A 15,645-nucleotide genomic window follows, 5' to 3' on the forward strand; every position below is an offset into this window, starting at 1 on the left:
GTCCCCGGCTCCGGGTGCCTGGCGGCAGGGCCGGACTCGGCGGGGGCGGCCCGTGCGGACGCTGTCGACCGCGGGGACGCGGGCTGCCCGAGCGAGCACGGTAGCCAACCCGCGTGGCTCCTGTGAAGGCTGATGTTCGATATGCCCGATACCTTTTCGTTATGTTGTCGCGTCCTGGGTGTGTCCTGGGTCACTTGTGACCACACGGGGGCGTGTCCCGTCCTACGGACCGGACGGCGGGCGCCTGGCGTCCTAACTCACACAGCGGATTTTCCGGTACGCGCCGGGCTGTCAGTGCGGCGGCCTAGACTCGGTGGGCGATGAGCAGCCTCTTTGACGACAGCTTCCTGGCGGACCTCGAACCCACCGGCGAGGGGCCCCCGCCCCCTCCCGAGGACGAGGACGGTCCGGCACAGGAGGAGATCCCGGCCGACCTGTTCGGCGGGCGCTTCGACGTGCCCGGCGGCATCCCGCACGCCGTGGGCCCGGGCCGTGACCCTTACTACCGCGACGGCGCCCCGCGTCCCGCGGTGGATCCGGCCGCCCTCCTGGAGGGGCTCAACGACCAGCAGAAGGCCGCCGTGGTGCACACCGGCGGCCCGCTGCTCATCGTCGCCGGCGCCGGTTCCGGCAAGACCCGCGTCCTGACGCACCGCATCGCGCATCTGCTCGGCGCGCGCCGGGTGCATCCGGGTGAGATCCTCGCGATCACCTTCACCAACAAGGCCGCGGGCGAGATGAAGGAGCGCGTCGAGGAACTGGTGGGCCCCCGGGCGAACGCGATGTGGGTCTCCACCTTCCACAGCGCGTGCGTGCGCATCCTGCGCCGCGAGTCCAAGAAGCTGGGCTTCACCTCGTCCTTCTCGATCTACGACGCGGCCGACTCCAAGCGCCTGATGGCCCTGGTCTGCCGCGACCTGGACCTCGACCCCAAGCGGTTCCCGCCGAAGTCCTTCAGCGCCAAGGTCTCCAACCTCAAGAACGAGCTCATCGACGAGGAGACCTTCGCCCAGCAGGCCGCCGACGGATTCGAGAAGTCGGTGGCCGAGGCATACACGATGTACCAGGCCCGGCTGCGCGAGGCCAATGCCCTGGACTTCGACGACATCATCATGACCACGGTCAACCTGCTCCAGGCGTTCCCGGATGTCGCCGACCACTACCGCCGCCGCTTTCGGCATGTCCTCGTGGACGAGTACCAGGACACCAACCACGCCCAGTACACGCTCGTACGGGAGCTGGTGGGGCCGGCCGAGACCGCCGGTGAGCTGTGCGTGGTCGGTGACGCCGACCAGTCGATCTACGCCTTCCGGGGCGCCACGATCCGCAACATCCTCCAGTTCGAGGAGGACTATCCGGACGCCACGACGATCATGCTGGAGCAGAACTACCGCTCCTCCCAGACGATCCTCAGCGCCGCCAACGCCGTAATCGAGCGCAACGAGAACCGCCGCCCCAAGAACCTGTGGACGGACGCCGGCGAAGGCCCCCGCATCACCGGGTACGTCGCCGACACCGAGCACGACGAGGCGCAGTTCGTCGCCGACGAGATCGACCGGCTGACCGACGCGGGCGACGCCAAGGCGGGCGACGTCGCGGTCTTCTACCGCACCAACGCCCAGTCCCGTGTCTTCGAAGAGATCTTCATCCGGGTCGGCCTGGCCTACAAGGTCGTCGGCGGCGTGCGCTTCTACGAGCGCAAGGAGGTCCGCGACGTCCTCGCGTACCTGCGCGTCCTCGCCAACCCGGAGGACACCGTTCCGCTGCGCCGCATCCTGAACGTGCCCAAGCGCGGCATCGGCGAGCGCGCCGAAGCCATGATCGACGCGCTGTCCGCCCGCGAGAAGATCACCTTCCCGCAGGCGCTGCGCCGGGTCGACGAGGCGTACGGCATGGCCGCCCGCTCCGCCAACGCCGTCAAGCGCTTCAATACGCTCATGGAGGAGCTGCGGACCGTCGTGGAGTCCGGCGCGGGCCCCGCCACCGTCCTGGAAGCGGTCCTGGAGCGCACGGGCTACCTCGCCGAGCTGCAGGCCTCCACCGACCCGCAGGACGAGACCCGCATCGAGAACCTCCAGGAACTGGCCGCCGTCGCCCTGGAATTCGAGCAGGACCGCGGCGAGGAGGATCCGGGCACCCTCGCCGACTTCCTGGAGCAGGTCGCGCTGGTCGCCGACTCCGACCAGATCCCGGACGAGGACGAGGAAGGCTCCGGCGTCATCACCCTCATGACGCTGCACACCGCCAAGGGACTGGAGTTCCCCACCGTCTTCCTGACCGGCATGGAGGACGGCGTCTTCCCGCACCAGCGCGCGCTCGGCCAGACCAAGGAGTTGGAGGAGGAACGGCGCCTGGCGTACGTCGGCATCACCCGCGCCCGCGAACGGCTCTACGTCACCCGCTCGACCATGCGCAGCGCCTGGGGCCAGCCGTCGTACAACCCGCCGTCCCGCTTCCTGGAGGAGATCCCGGAGCAGTACGTGACCTGGCGGCGCACCGGCCCCGCGACGCCCTCCGCCTCGATGGGCGCGCTGTCGGGCACGGGCGGCGGCGGCTTCGGCTCCGGGCTGTCCTCGTCGCGTACGAAGGCCGGGCCGAGCGGCTTCGCGACCCGGCGCGCCAAGGACCGCGAGGTGGTCTCGCTGGAGGTCGGCGACCGCGTCACGCACGACAGCTTCGGACTGGGCTCGGTCGTCGCGGTCAAGGGCAGCGGGGACAACGCGGAGGCGACGATCGACTTCGGCGGGGAGAAGCCGAAGCGGCTGCTGCTGCGGTACGCGCCGGTGGAGAAGCTCTGACGGTGGCCAAGTCCTGACGGTGGCGGAGGCGGAGTGTCCGGCGTCCCACGGGTGGGGCGCCGGACGGCCTGCGGGACGGCTGCCCGCGGGCTGGCCGGTTCCGGGACGGCTGCTTGCGGGCCAGGCCGGTCAGGGCGGTCCGGGCAGGTCGGCCCGTTCCGGTCAGCTCGGGTCGAGGCCGTGGCTGCGCAGCCACGGCAGCGGGTCGACGGCCGAGCCGCCGCCCGGGCGCACCTCGAAGTGGAGATGCGGTCCGGTGGAGTTTCCGGAACTGCCCGAGTAGGCGATCTGGTCACCGGCCTTGACCGTTCCTGACCGGATCTTGGTGCTGCTCAGGTGGCAGTACCAGGTCTCGGTGCCGTCGGGGGCGGTCACGATCGCCATGTTGCCGTACGCGGAGTTGTACTGGGTGCGTACGGTGCCGTCGGTGGCGGCCATGACGGGCGTGCCGTAACCGACCGGGAAGTCGATGCCGGTGTGTACGGACATCCAGTTGACGCCCGCCTGCCCGTACAGCGCGCTGAGGCCGTGCTGCGCGACGGGCAGCATGAACTTGGGGCGCATGGCCTCCTTGCGCGCCGCCTCATCGGCCCTGCGCTTCTTCTCGGCGGCCTGCCTGGCCTTGAGGTCGATGCGCTCCTGCGTACGGCTGGCCCGGTCGGCGAAGTCGTCGGCGCCCGCGCTCAGGCTGGCGAGCTGGGTGTCGAGCTTGTTGTTGGCGACGGCCGGCTGCACGGCTCCGGGGTCCCCGGCGGCCTGGGTGGTCGTACCGTCCTTGCTGCCCTTCTCGGCACCGCTGGTGACGGAGGCGGCGGCCACGGCGCACACGCCCATCGCGGCGACCGAGGGCACCGCGACGGTCAGCAGCGCGGAGCGCTTCGCGGTACGGCGGCGGCCGCGGCCGGACGAACCGCCGCCCTGCGCGGCCCGGCGCGAGCGGGAGGCGCGTGCGCCGGGCGCGGAAGCGGCGGCGGCGCTTCCACCGGGCGTGATGTCGGCGACGTCCGCGGAGTTGTCGTCGTGGGCGTCGAAATCGTGCCGGCCCTGGTGGCCGTGGTGATCGTGCAGGCCGTCGAGTCCGTCGAGCCCGTCGTGGCCGGGGAAGCCGTCGGTGGCGCCGGCGACGTCGAAGTCGGGGCCGATGGCCGGGGTGGTCTGGGTGAGGGCCTCGGCGAATCGGTTGTCCGCCGCGTCCTGGTCCGAGAACGCCTCATATCCGCCGTAAGCGGACCCGTACTGATCGATTGCGGTCGGATACGGGTCGGAATCGAAAGGCTGCCCGGTGTCGTGCGTGCCGTTCCCGTACTGCCCCAGGCCCGGAATGCCCGGCCCGGCCCAAGTCATGGTCTCCCACTGGGAGCTGGCGTCGGCGCCGTATGGAGGGCCCGCCTCCGGAGGACCCGCCTGCGCGGGGATGCCGGGGACCAGGCCCTGCCCGACGGCGCCCCAGACCGCGGTGGCCTCGTAGGCGTCCGGACCGGCCGCGGCCTCGGCCTCGTAGCCGCCGGTGTCGTACGCGGTGTGGGAGTACGGGTCGTAGACCGCGTCCGGCGGGGTGCCGGTGTCCTGCGCGCCGGAGTTGAACATTCCGGTGTCATAGGCGCCCGCGGATTGGGTACCCGGGTCGTAGCCGCCGTCCTGAGCACCGGCGGTGTACGCCGCGTACGCGTCGGTGCCGTACGCGGTGGTGTCGTACGGCGCGGCGTCGTGCGCGCCGGTGGCCTGGTGGCCCGGGAGCGCGCCGAAGTACGGGTCGCCACCGCCGTATGCGGCATGGCCGACCTGGGTGTCCTGGTGTCCGTAGGACCCGTAGGCCGGGTAGTGCGCATACGAGGCGTCGGGAGAGGGGACAGCCGGAGCGGGGGACTCCGGTGAGTGACGGTCGTTCACCACCACTTCTCTTTCGCCTCGGCAGCAGGAGAATTAGCGGCGACTGTACCCGGCAGTACGTGACGGCGACAATCTTCGGCAGGTTTCGGGCTTCTCGACAACGGGCATTTGGCCGCCTTTCGGCGGACAGTATGCGCGTTCTTGGCGCCGCGTTCGATGCGCGTTCGAGGCGGTACGGGGGCAGGAAGTGCGCGGCCGAAGATCGAATAGGCGGGCGCGACCTTGGAAAGTGCCCACGGCGAAGACCGGCCGAGGCGGCCGCGGGCCGGGGCCGGGAGCCCCGGAGGTCAGGACCGGGTCAGGTCGGGCCAGGGCCGGAGGCAGGGGGAGGTCAGGCCACCGACGTGGTTCTCGCGCTGCCCCGCGCCTCCTCCTCCGCGCTGAGCGCCTCCCGTATTCCGGCCGCCACCGCGCCGTTGACCGGGAGCGCGAGATGCCCGACACCGGATACCCGCACGTTGCGGGTGATCAAATCCCGGTGATCGATACGCGCGGTCTCGACCGGGACCATCAGCTGGTCCAAGTCGCTCCAGAAGCAGACGAAATGCGTACGGCAATTCGGGGCGGGCCGCGCCAACTCCACGATCACGTCGGAATGCGGGCGCATCTGCCGTACGAGCGGATGGGCCGACATCAACGGCGCGACCCGGGTACCGCCGTGCGGGGTGCCGAGCGTGACCAGGGTGCGTACGCGCAGGTCGCCGCCGAGGCGCTGGGCGTAGTAGCGGGCGATCAGACCGCCGAGGCTGTGCCCCACCAGGTCGACCCTGCCGTGGCCGGTGCGCTCGCAGATCTGCTCGACGTGGTGGCCGAGCAGTTCGGCCGCCTTGCGCAGGTCACAGGTGAGCGGGGAGTAGTTGAGCGCCTCCACGTGCCGCCAGCCGTGCCGCAGCAGCGAGCGGCGCAGCAGCACGAAGACGGAGCGGTTGTCGATGAAGCCGTGCAGCAGGAGCACCGGCGGGTGGCAGCGGCCCTGGGTGGGGAGCAGGGTGGGGGTGCCTCCGGTGGGAGAGAGGGGCCCGGTGGTGTCCGGGGCGGCGCCTGTGACGGTGACGGGGCCGCAGACGGATTCCGGTCCGGTGTGTGGTCCGGAATCTGATGCGGCTCCAGGTCCGGTGCGTGTTCCGGTTTCCGGTCCGGTGCGTGGTCCGCCGGTTCCAGGGCCGGTGCCCGGGTCCGGGTCCGTGCCGGGGAGGGCTCTGTGCTGTTCCTGGTGGATGCCGGTCGGGTACAGCAGAAGGTGCCCGACGAGGATCGCCAGCTCCATCACCGTCGCACGCAGCAGCGCGGTGGGGCGGGCCAGGTAACAGAGAAAGGGCAGGGCCTTCATGGCCGACCTCCCGAATGGCACGCGGGAGACGACTCTGTCCCCCGTGTGCCCTCATGGGCAGCCGCTTCCGGCAACGTACAAGTACGTGAACGAGCTGCTGCCCGGACGTACGGATACGAAGACGGATGCGTTCAACGGCCGGACCCCCGTGCCGCGCGGCTGACGGCGCGGAGGTACGGCGACCTCACTGCGGCTCCCCGAGCGTCCGTCCCGCCGCATGGAGCGACGCGGAACGCAACGCGTAGCGAACGTGTCCCAACGTGTGATTTCCCCCTCCCCCAGTGTCACGAAACGGCCGGGTACGGGATGCTGGCGATAACGTTCGTTCACGCTTGGGGCGGCCGGCGCGGCCGCCATTCGGATGTCGGTCCGGCGGCCCTGCCCCGTGCAGGAGCCGTGACGTGCCGTGCAGGGCTGGGAGGCAGTGATGGGTGTGCAGGGTCCGATCCGCGTGGTGGTGGCCAAGCCGGGGCTCGACGGCCACGACCGGGGAGCCAAGGTCATCGCGCGGGCGCTGCGCGACGCCGGCATGGAGGTCATCTACACGGGGCTGCACCAGACCCCGGAACAGGTCGTGGACACCGCGATCCAGGAGGACGCCGACGCGATCGGCCTGTCCATCCTGTCCGGTGCGCACAACACCTTGTTCGCCAAGGTCATAGAACTGCTCAAGGAGCGGGACGCGGCGGACATCAAGGTCTTCGGCGGCGGCATCATCCCGGAGGCGGACATCGCGCCCCTCAAGGAGCTGGGCGTCGCGGAGATCTTCACGCCCGGGGCGACGACCACGGCGATCGTGGAGTGGGTCCGCGCCAACGTCCGCCAGCTCGCGGCCTGAGACCCCGCCGCCCGGGCGGGGCGGCCCCGGCCCGGCCGCCGGCCGGCTCACGGGGCCAGCTCCGCGCGCATCGTGGCGCGCAGCCGTAGCGTGCCCACCAGGCGCTGGAACGCCTCGGACCAGTAGCCCACCGCGCCCGGCGAGCCGTCCGCCGGCTCGTCCGGTGTCGCCGTGAGCATGGCGAGCCGGTCCGCCGCGTCCGGGTCCAGGCACCGCTCGGCCAGGCCCATCACGCCGCTGAAGCTCCACGGGTAACTGCCCGCGTCCCGGGCGATGTCCAGCGCGTCGACCACCGCACGCCCCAGCGGTTCGGACCACGGCACCGCGCACACCCCGAGCATCCGGAACGCGTCGGACAGGCCGTGGGCCGCTATGAAGTCCGCGACCCACTGTGCCCGTTCGTCCTCGGGCAGCACGGTCAGCAGCCGCGCCAGGTCGCGTGAGGAGCCGGCCGTGCTGTCGGGGCTGGGTCCCCCTTCGGGGATGGAGGCGGGGCCGCTCGTGGTGGCCGGGGCGGTGCCGTACGCGCTGGAGCCTTGCGCGGCGGACGCCGGGACACCGAGCAGGGCCCGCGTCCAGGCCACGTCGCGCTGGCGTACGGCGGCGCGGCACCAGGCGTCGTGCAGCTCGGTACGCCAGCCGTCGGCCACCGGCAGGGCGACGATCCCGGCCGGCTCCCGGCCGCCCAGCCAGCCGCTCCAGCACTCCAGCGGCGCGGCCTCCAGCAGCTGGCTCAGCCACCAGGCCCGTTCGCCCCGGCCGGTCGGCGGCCTGGGCACCACCCCGTCGCGCTGCATCGCCGCGTCGCACTCACGCGGGGCCTCGACGACGAGGGCCCAGGTGTCCGCACCGGGCGCGGCCGTGCCGGAAGGGGGCGCGCCGGACGGTCGTGCGGCGGAGGGAGGCGTGCCGGACGGGTCCGTGCCGACCAGGTCCGTGCCGGTCAGATCCGTGCTGCCCTCCGTGCCGCCCTCCGTACGGACGAGGGAGACGCAGGCGCGGGCCCGGTCCGCCATGCGTGCGGCGAGCGCGGTGCCGGGCAGGGCCGACAGCAACTCGGCGGCCGTACCGCGGACGTTGCGGCTGCGGTCGGACAGGGCCTGCTCCAGGAACGGCTCGTCGGCCATCGACAGGCCCTCCCGCAGCGAGTCGAGGAACATCAGCCGGTCCTCGGCGCGCTCGCTCGGCCAGGTGGTGGACAGCAGGGCCAGCCCGGCCGCGGGCTCCCGGCGGCGCAGCGCCGCCAGCAGGGAGACCCGCTCCGCGAACAGGCCCTCCTCCCACAGGGTGCGGACGGCCTCCGGCTCGTCGGGGCCGGGCAGCGCGGCCGTGCTCCCGACACCGCGCAGCGCGAACTTCCACTCGTCGTTGAGCCGCGCCAGCCACAGCGCCCGCGGCCCGGCGAAGCCGAGCGCCGCCGCGCGCAGGTCCGTCCGCGCGCGGGCCGCGTCGAGCAGCGCGGGCAGCAGCGCCTCAGGGGCGCGGTAGCCGTGGCGGGCGGCCGCGGCCAGCCACTGGGGCAGCAGCTCGGTCAGGTCGGGCGCCGTGCCACGGCGGTGGCCGCCTCCGGTGCCGTTCCGGTCGGCGAGCAGCAGCGCGAGCCGGCGCCGCGCGGCCGACGGCAGCGGCGGGCGCGGATCGGGCGGAGCCGGTACGGGACGTTCGCGGGCGGGCGCGGGGCGCAGGGCGGCCCGGCGCCGGACCGTGCTCACGGCGGCCGCGTCCAGCAGGGCGGCCGCGGAGCTCCGGCCCGCGCGGGCGGCGACGGGCGGCGTACGGCGTTCCGTTCCGAGCAGCGCCGAACTCACCAGCTCCTCCCAGGAGGGACCGGGTGTGACGGCGGGGACGCGGTGGGCGCTGTGCTGGATGCTGCTCTCGGTCATGACTTCCCCCGGGCGGTGATCAGATCTTGGGCGACTGAGCGACTGGGCCACTGGACTGTGGTGGTCGGGCAGCCGGGTGGTCGGGCGGCTGGTCGGGCGAGTGGATGGTCGGGCGGGTGGCGGCCGGTGCCGGAGCCAGGAGCACGGGGTCATGGGGTCACAGAGCGACCGGATCCGGATCCCAGGTGGTCAGGGGCACGAAACCGCGGTGCCCGCATTCGCCGAAGACCGTGACCGGTTCGCCGCCGGATATGGCGGCCAGGCGCCACAGCCCCGGCCGCTCCGCGCAGCGCCGGTCCACCGGAAGCGCCGACTCGCCGTCCGCGTCAGCCAGTTGCCACGGCTCACCGCCCTGCCCCGGTATGGGCACGACGTCGGTCAGGACCACCGGCCAGGTGTCCAGCCACGGGTCGTCGCGCAGCGCGTCGCCGTACGCGGTCAGTGCGGCATCGGTGCCGCCGCCCGGCGGCGGGCCCGCGACCGGTGCCGGATCGGCGTGCCGCGCGCCCAGGACGACGCGCAGCGGGCGCGCGCCCGGGTAGTAGGCCAGGTCGGCGTCCAGAGCCAGGCCCCTCGGCAGGGAGAGGTCCAGGGCCCGGTCGGGCCCGCCGAAGGAGAGGTGGAGCGCCATCCGCCCGGTCCGCTCGCCGCGCAGCCATATCCGGCGGCTGGTCAGCATGCCCTCTTCGGCGTCCTGCTGGGCGAGCACCAGCCAGCGGTCGCGGACGGTCGCGGTGTCCGGGCCGGCGAGCACGTCCGCCGCGTCGGTGGTGAGCCCGACCCGGGTGCGGACCGTCGAGGCCAGCGCGGGCGGCAGGCGGTCGATGCCCAGGAACGCCTGGTCGAGGAGGTGGATCAGGGCGCACTCCGCGAGCAGCCGGGACGGCCAGTCCGCGCCGGACGCCACGACCGGGCCCAACTCCCGTACCCGCGAGGCCAGTCCGGGTGCCTGGGCGTCGACCATGCGGGCCGCCGTCTCGTCCCAGGTGCCGTACCCCGCGCGGTCGGCGGTGGCCAGGCCGGAGCGCAGCAGGTCCTCCAGGCGCTGTTCCAGTTCGGTGGCGCCGGCGCTGATCCGCTGGGCGCGCAGCGCCGCCCGGCGCCGGGCGGCCTCGGGCCCGGCAGACGGTGAACCACCCTGCGCCGTTGCGCTTTTGCCCTGCCCCGACGCCTGCTTCCGCTCGCGCTGCCGACGGGCGGTGAGCCACGCCTCCACCCACTCGGGAGGCTCGCCGTCGGTCACGGCGCCTTCCTCGCCCGCCCACATGAGCAGCAGGCCCAGTGCGTGCTTGCACGGGAACTTGCGGCTCGGACAACTGCACGTGAAGGCCGGTCCGGCCGTGTCGACGACGGTGCGGTACGGCTTGCTGCCGCTGCCCTTGCACAGGCCCCACACCGCGCCGTCCCGTGTGCCGGTCTCCGGCCACGAGTCCGGTGTCGCGAGCCTGCTGCCCGCCTTGCCTGACGGCGCGTCGGGCGCGAGCGCGAGCACGTGATCCGACGTCCAGCGTTCCCCCTGCGGATTCATGCACCAAACGCTACGAGCACCCACTGACAATCGCTCTGACCAGCAGGTATCACCTTGCCGCGACGCCGACTTCACTCGCGCATCGCGGTTGAGCGGCGCGGCCGTCCGGACTTTCACACGCCGAGAAGGAACGGGAGAAGCGAAGCGGACCGCGGGAAGAGCCCCCGAGTGCGCGCGGCGGGTGGCGATGTCGCGCTGAAGTGGCAGGTCAGGGCAGGTTTTCGGGTGATTGTCAGTGGTGTGGTGCAGGGTTGTTCACGCAAGCGGCCGGCGGAGGCGGGGCACCGGCCGCAGACCTTGCGACGAGGGGGAGACCATGCCTGAGAACACCACCGAAGAAGCCGCCGGAGTCGCCGGAGTCGCCGGAGTCGCCGGAGCCGACGGCTCCGCGCAGGCGCTGCGGCCCCACGCGGAGGACGCGTTCGCGGCGGAGCTGAAGGCGCTGGCGGCGGCCGACGACCGGCCGCGGCCCGAGCGCTGGAAGCTGTCGCCGTGGGCGGTGGCGACGTACCTGCTCGGCGGCAGCCTGCCGGACGGCACGGTCGTCACACCGAAGTACGTGGGCCCGCGGCGCATCGTCGAGGTCGCGGTGACGACCCTCGCGACCGACCGCGCGCTGCTGCTGCTCGGCGTGCCCGGCACGGCCAAGACGTGGGTGTCCGAGCACCTGGCCGCGGCCGTCAGCGGCGACTCGACGCTGCTCGTGCAGGGTACGGCCGGCACACCGGAAGAAGCCATCCGCTACGGCTGGAACTACGCGCAGCTGCTCGCCCACGGCCCGAGCCGGGACGCGCTGGTGCCGAGCCCCGTCATGCGGGCGATGGCCCAGGGCATGACCGCCCGCGTGGAGGAGCTGACCCGCATCCCGGCCGACGTCCAGGACACGCTCATCACGGTCCTGTCGGAGAAGACGCTGCCCATCCCGGAGCTGGGCCAGGAGGTCCAGGCGGTGCGCGGCTTCAACCTGATCGCCACGGCCAACGACCGCGACCGCGGGGTGAACGAGCTGTCCAGCGCCCTGCGCCGCCGCTTCAACACGGTGGTCCTGCCGCTGCCCGCGACACCCGAGGAGGAGGTCGGCATCGTCTCCCGGCGCGTCGACCAGATCGGCCGCTCGCTGGACCTGCCGCCCGCCCCCGAGGGGACGGACGAGATCCGCCGCGTCGTCACGGTCTTCCGTGAGCTGCGCGACGGCGTCACCACCGACGGACGCACCAAGATCAAGTCTCCGTCGGGCACGCTCTCCACGGCCGAGGCCATCTCCGTGGTGACCAGCGGCCTGGCCCTGGCCGCGCACTTCGGCGACGGCGTGCTGCGCTCCGGGGACGTGGCCTCCGGCATCCTCGGCGCCGTGATACGCGATCCGGCGGCCGACCGGGTCGTATGGCAGGAGTACCTGGAAACCGTGGTGCGCGAGCGCGACGGCTGGAAGGACTTCTACCGCGCCTGCCGTGAGGCCGGCGCATGAACGCCCGGGCGGACCGGCCGCTCCTGCTGGGGGTGCGGCACCACGGACCGGGCTCGGCGCGAGCGGTCCGGGCGGTCCTGGAGTGCCACGAGCCCCGCGCCCTGCTGGTCGAAGGACCGCCGGAGGCCGACGCGTTGGTGGCCCTGGCCGCCGACGAGGCGATGCGGCCGCCGGTCGCGCTGCTGGCCCATGTGCCCGCCGATCCGGGGCGGGCGGCGTTCTGGCCGCTGGCGGAGTTCTCCCCGGAGTGGGTCGCGATCCGGTGGGCCCTGGACCATGACGTACCGGTGCGCTTCATCGACCTGCCCGCGGCGCACTCCCTGGCCTTCGAGGCGGCAGGCTCGGACGGTGAGAACGGCGAGGACGGGCCGGTGGCCCCTGCCGGGGCGACGGGTGCGGACCGGGCGGCGGAGGCGCGCATCGACCCGGTGGCGGTGCTCGCCGAGACCGCCGGGTACGACGATCCGGAGCGCTGGTGGGAGGACGTGATCGAGCACCGCGCCCACCGGGACGGGCGCGGGTCCGGACAGGAGTACGGGCACGGGGCGAGGGACGGCGCCGGGTACGGGGACGGCGCCGGGCGCAGGGCCGGAAATGGGCACAGGGACGAGGGCGGGAGCCGGGACGGGGGCGAGGACGGGAGCCGGGGCGAGGACGCGTGTGGGGACGCGGGTGCGGCGGGCACCGATCCGCTCGCCTCCTTCGAGGCGCTGGCCGAGGCGATGGGGGCGCTGCGCGAGGCGTACGGTGCCGGCGGGCACGACCGCGACCTGGTGCGCGAAGCCCATATGCGGCTCCGGCTGCGGGAAGCGCGCCGGGAGTTCGGGGACGGCATCGCCGTGGTGTGCGGCGCGTGGCACGTCCCGGCGCTGGCCCGGCGCACGACCGTGACCGCCGACCGGCAGCTCCTCAAGAGCCTGGCGAAGGTGAAGCCCGAGGTGACGTGGGTTCCGTGGACCCACCGCAGGCTCTCCCGCCGCAGCGGGTACGGCGCGGGCATCTCCTCGCCCGGCTGGTACGGCCACCTCTTCAGCGCACCCGACCGTCCCGTCGAACGCTGGATGACCAAGGTCGCCGGACTGCTGCGCGAGGAGGACTACGCCGTCTCCTCCGCCCACGTCATCGAGGCCGTACGGCTCGCCGAGGCACTGGCCGCGATGCGCGGCCGTCCGCTGGCGGGGCTGGCGGAAACCGGTGACGCGGTGCGCGCGGTGCTCGGCGACGGGGCCGACGCGCCGTCCGCCCTGATTCACGACCGCCTGGTGGTGGGGGACGTACTGGGAGAGGTGCCGGACAGCGCTCCGGCGGTGCCCCTCCAGCGGGACATCGCCCGCAGCCAGCGGTCGCTGCGCCTCAAACCGGAGGCCGCGGACCGGGAACTGGACCTCGACCTGCGCAAGGAGACCGACGCCGGGCGGAGCCGGCTGCTGCACCGGCTGCGGCTGCTGGGCGTGCCGTGGGGCGAGCCCGCACGGACCCGCGCGAGCACCGGCACGTTCCGGGAGAGCTGGCGGCTCCGGTGGGAGCCCGAACTGTCCGTACGGGCCGCCGAAGCCGGCATCTGGGGCACGACGGTGGAAGCCGCCGCGACCGCCAAGGCGGAGTCCGACGCCCTGGGCACCACCGCCCTGGCCGACGTCACCGCCCTGGCCGAACGCTGCCTGCTGGCCGCCCTCCCGGACGCGCTGCCCGTGGTCATGCGCGTCCTCACGGACCGGGCCGCGCTCGACGCGGACGTGGGGCACCTCGCCCAGGCACTGCCCGCGCTGGTCCGCGCGGTCCGCTACGGCGACGTACGCGGCACGGACGCCGCCGCGCTCGGCGAGGTGGCCACCGGCCTGGCCGAACGGGTCTTCGTCGGCCTGCCACCGGCCTGCACGGGCCTGGACGCCGACGGTGCCGCCGACATGCGCCGGCATCTGGACGCGACCCATCACGCGGTGGGGCTGCTGGACGAGGGTTCGGCGGGCGCTTCGACAGCTGGAGTCGGTGGCGGGGTTGGGGCCGGTGCCGGGATCGGGTCCGGAGACGGGGCCGGGTCCGGAGACGGGAGCAAGGGCGGTACCGGCACCGCGGCCGGACCCGGCGGTGCGGTCGCCGGTGGGGGCCTACGGGACCGCTGGGCGGCGGTGCTGCGGAAACTGGCCGAACGGGAGACGGTGCCGGGTCTCCTGCGGGGGCGCGCGGTCCGGCTGCTGCTCGACGACGGGCGGCTGACCTCCGGGGACGCGGAACGGCTGATGGGGCTGGCCCTGTCGCCCGGCGCCCCGCCGGACGAGGCGGCGGGCTGGATCGAGGGGTTCGCGGGCGGCGACGCCGGAGGACTGCTGCTGGTCCACGACGAACGGCTGCTCGCCCTGGTGGACGGCTGGCTGACACACGTACCGGCGGGCGCCTTCACGGACGTACTGCCACTGCTGCGCCGGACGTTCGCGGAGTACGACACCGGAGTGCGCCGCACACTCGGCGAGTTGATACGCCGCGGACCGGCCGGGCCAGGCGGCCTCGGTACCGGCCTCGGCGCAGGCACCGGAGCCGGGCACGGCGCCGGGCGGGCCGGCGAGGAACCGGCGATACCGGGCTTCGGCCCCGGCCTGGACCGCGACCGGGCAGCAGCCGTGCTCCCGACCTTGCGCGTCCTGCTGGGCCTTACGGAAGAAGACGGTGAGGGCTCCGAGGAGGAGCGGATGACGGGGGTGGACGGATGAGCGAGGCGCAGGAGAGGCTGCGGCGGTGGCGGCTGGTGCTGGGCGGGGGCGGCGCCGACGGGACCGGCTGCGAGCTGCGGGGGCAGGACGCCGCCATGGACGGGGCGCTCAGCGCGCTCTACGGAGGCCGCCGGCCGGACGGTACGGGCGGCGGGGGCTCGCGCACGGCGGGCCTCGGCGCCTCGGCGCCCGACGTGGCCCGCTGGCTGGGGGACATCCGCACGTACTTCCCCACCTCTGTCGTCCAGGTCATGCAGCGCGACGCGATCGAACGGCTCGGCCTGTCCACGCTGCTGCTGGAACCGGAGATGCTGGAGGCCGTCGAAGCCGACGTGCACCTGGTGGGGACGCTGCTGTCGCTCAACAAGGTCATGCCGGAGACGACGAAGGAGACCGCGCGGGCCGTGGTCCGCAAGGTCGTCGGACAACTGGAGAAACGGCTGTCGGCCCGCACCCGCGCCACGCTCAACGGCGCCCTGGACCGGTCGGCGCGCGTCAGCCGCCCCCGGCACCGGGACATCGACTGGGACCGTACGATCCGCGCGAACCTCAAGAACTACCTGCCCGAACACCGCACGGTCGTCCCCGAGCGGTTGATCGGCTACGGGCGGGCCGCGCGGTCGGTGAAGAAGGACGTGGTGCTCTGCATCGACCAGTCCGGGTCGATGGCCGCCTCCGTCGTCCACGCCTCCGTGTTCGGCGCGGTACTGGCGTCCATGCGGGCCATCACGACCCGGCTGATCGTCTTCGACACCGCGGTGGTGGACCTGACGGACGAACTGGACGACCCGGTGGACGTGCTCTTCGGCACCCAGCTGGGCGGCGGCACGGACATCAACCGCGCCCTGGCCTACTGCCAGTCGCAGATCACCCGGCCCGCCGACACGGTCGTCGTCCTGATCAGCGACCTCTACGAAGGCGGCATACGCGACGAGATGCTCAGACGCGTCGCGGCGATGAAGGCGTCCGGGGTGCAGTTCGTGACGCTGCTGGCGCTGTCGGACGAGGGGGCGCCCGCGTACGACCGGGACCACGCCGCGGCTCTCGCGGCCCTGGGCGCACCGGCGTTCGCCTGTACGCCGGACCTCTTCCCGGAGGTGATGGCGGCCGCGATCGAGAAGCGGCCGCTGCCGATACCGGACATGGCGGGGTAACGGTGACGAGAGCCCCGAGGGGCTTGCGGGGCCCCTGGTCCGTCGTGC

Annotated in this window: 9 protein-coding genes; 5 read left to right on the forward strand and 4 right to left on the reverse strand. The window is 73.4% G+C overall.

Translation table 11 applies throughout. The features are described from left to right. Nucleotides 1–320: 320 nt before the first annotated feature. The gene (pcrA, locus tag ACZ4Z1_RS30295; RefSeq protein ID WP_468489833.1) at nucleotides 321–2,798 is read left to right on the forward strand and encodes a DNA helicase PcrA; all 2,478 of its coding nucleotides are present in this window, start codon (nucleotides 321–323) and stop codon (nucleotides 2,796–2,798) included. A 162-nt stretch (nucleotides 2,799–2,960) separates the two neighbouring features. On the opposite strand, the gene ACZ4Z1_RS30300 is transcribed toward pcrA, so the two are convergent. Together ACZ4Z1_RS30300 and ACZ4Z1_RS30305 are read right to left on the reverse strand one after the other, a co-directional pair. Continuing rightward, nucleotides 2,961–4,688, reverse strand: a complete 1,728-nt coding sequence (locus ACZ4Z1_RS30300) for a M23 family metallopeptidase (RefSeq protein WP_468489834.1) — start codon at nucleotides 4,686–4,688, stop codon at nucleotides 2,961–2,963. Between the two features lie 331 nt (nucleotides 4,689–5,019). Continuing rightward, the gene (locus ACZ4Z1_RS30305; RefSeq protein ID WP_468489835.1) at nucleotides 5,020–6,018 is read right to left on the reverse strand and encodes an esterase/lipase family protein; all 999 of its coding nucleotides are present in this window, start codon (nucleotides 6,016–6,018) and stop codon (nucleotides 5,020–5,022) included. Between the two features lie 427 nt (nucleotides 6,019–6,445). Here ACZ4Z1_RS30305 and ACZ4Z1_RS30310 point away from each other — a divergent pair, with 427 nt between their 5' ends. Beyond that, nucleotides 6,446–6,856, forward strand: a complete 411-nt coding sequence (locus ACZ4Z1_RS30310) for a cobalamin B12-binding domain-containing protein (RefSeq protein WP_468489836.1) — start codon at nucleotides 6,446–6,448, stop codon at nucleotides 6,854–6,856. 47 nt (nucleotides 6,857–6,903) lie between these two features. On the opposite strand, the gene ACZ4Z1_RS30315 is transcribed toward ACZ4Z1_RS30310, so the two are convergent. Continuing rightward, nucleotides 6,904–8,739, reverse strand: a complete 1,836-nt coding sequence (locus tag ACZ4Z1_RS30315; protein ID WP_468489837.1) for a DUF5691 domain-containing protein — start codon at nucleotides 8,737–8,739, stop codon at nucleotides 6,904–6,906. A 157-nt stretch (nucleotides 8,740–8,896) separates the two neighbouring features. Further along, on the reverse strand, nucleotides 8,897–10,267 hold the full coding sequence (locus ACZ4Z1_RS30320; RefSeq protein WP_468489838.1) for an SWIM zinc finger family protein: 1,371 nt from the start codon (nucleotides 10,265–10,267) through the stop codon (nucleotides 8,897–8,899). Nucleotides 10,268–10,583: 316 nt separating this feature from the next. Between ACZ4Z1_RS30320 and ACZ4Z1_RS30325 the strand changes: the two genes are divergently transcribed. From ACZ4Z1_RS30325 to ACZ4Z1_RS30335, 3 genes are read left to right on the forward strand one after another with little or no spacing between them, the layout of a single operon-like run. Beyond that, entirely contained in the window at nucleotides 10,584–11,735 is a 1,152-nt protein-coding gene (locus ACZ4Z1_RS30325) for an ATP-binding protein (protein ID WP_468489839.1), read from the forward strand. Continuing rightward, nucleotides 11,732–14,443 carry a DUF5682 family protein gene (locus ACZ4Z1_RS30330; RefSeq protein WP_468489840.1) on the forward strand — a complete coding sequence of 904 codons (2,712 nt, stop codon included), beginning with the start codon at nucleotides 11,732–11,734 and terminating at the stop codon, nucleotides 14,441–14,443. The genes ACZ4Z1_RS30325 and ACZ4Z1_RS30330 overlap by 4 nt, the downstream gene beginning before the upstream one ends. Further along, the gene (locus tag ACZ4Z1_RS30335) at nucleotides 14,440–15,597 is read left to right on the forward strand and encodes a VWA domain-containing protein (protein WP_468489841.1); all 1,158 of its coding nucleotides are present in this window, start codon (nucleotides 14,440–14,442) and stop codon (nucleotides 15,595–15,597) included. The genes ACZ4Z1_RS30330 and ACZ4Z1_RS30335 overlap by 4 nt, the downstream gene beginning before the upstream one ends. The last annotated feature ends 48 nt before the right edge of the window (nucleotides 15,598–15,645 follow it).

The organism is Streptomyces sp. NPDC030165 (assembly GCF_055573595.1).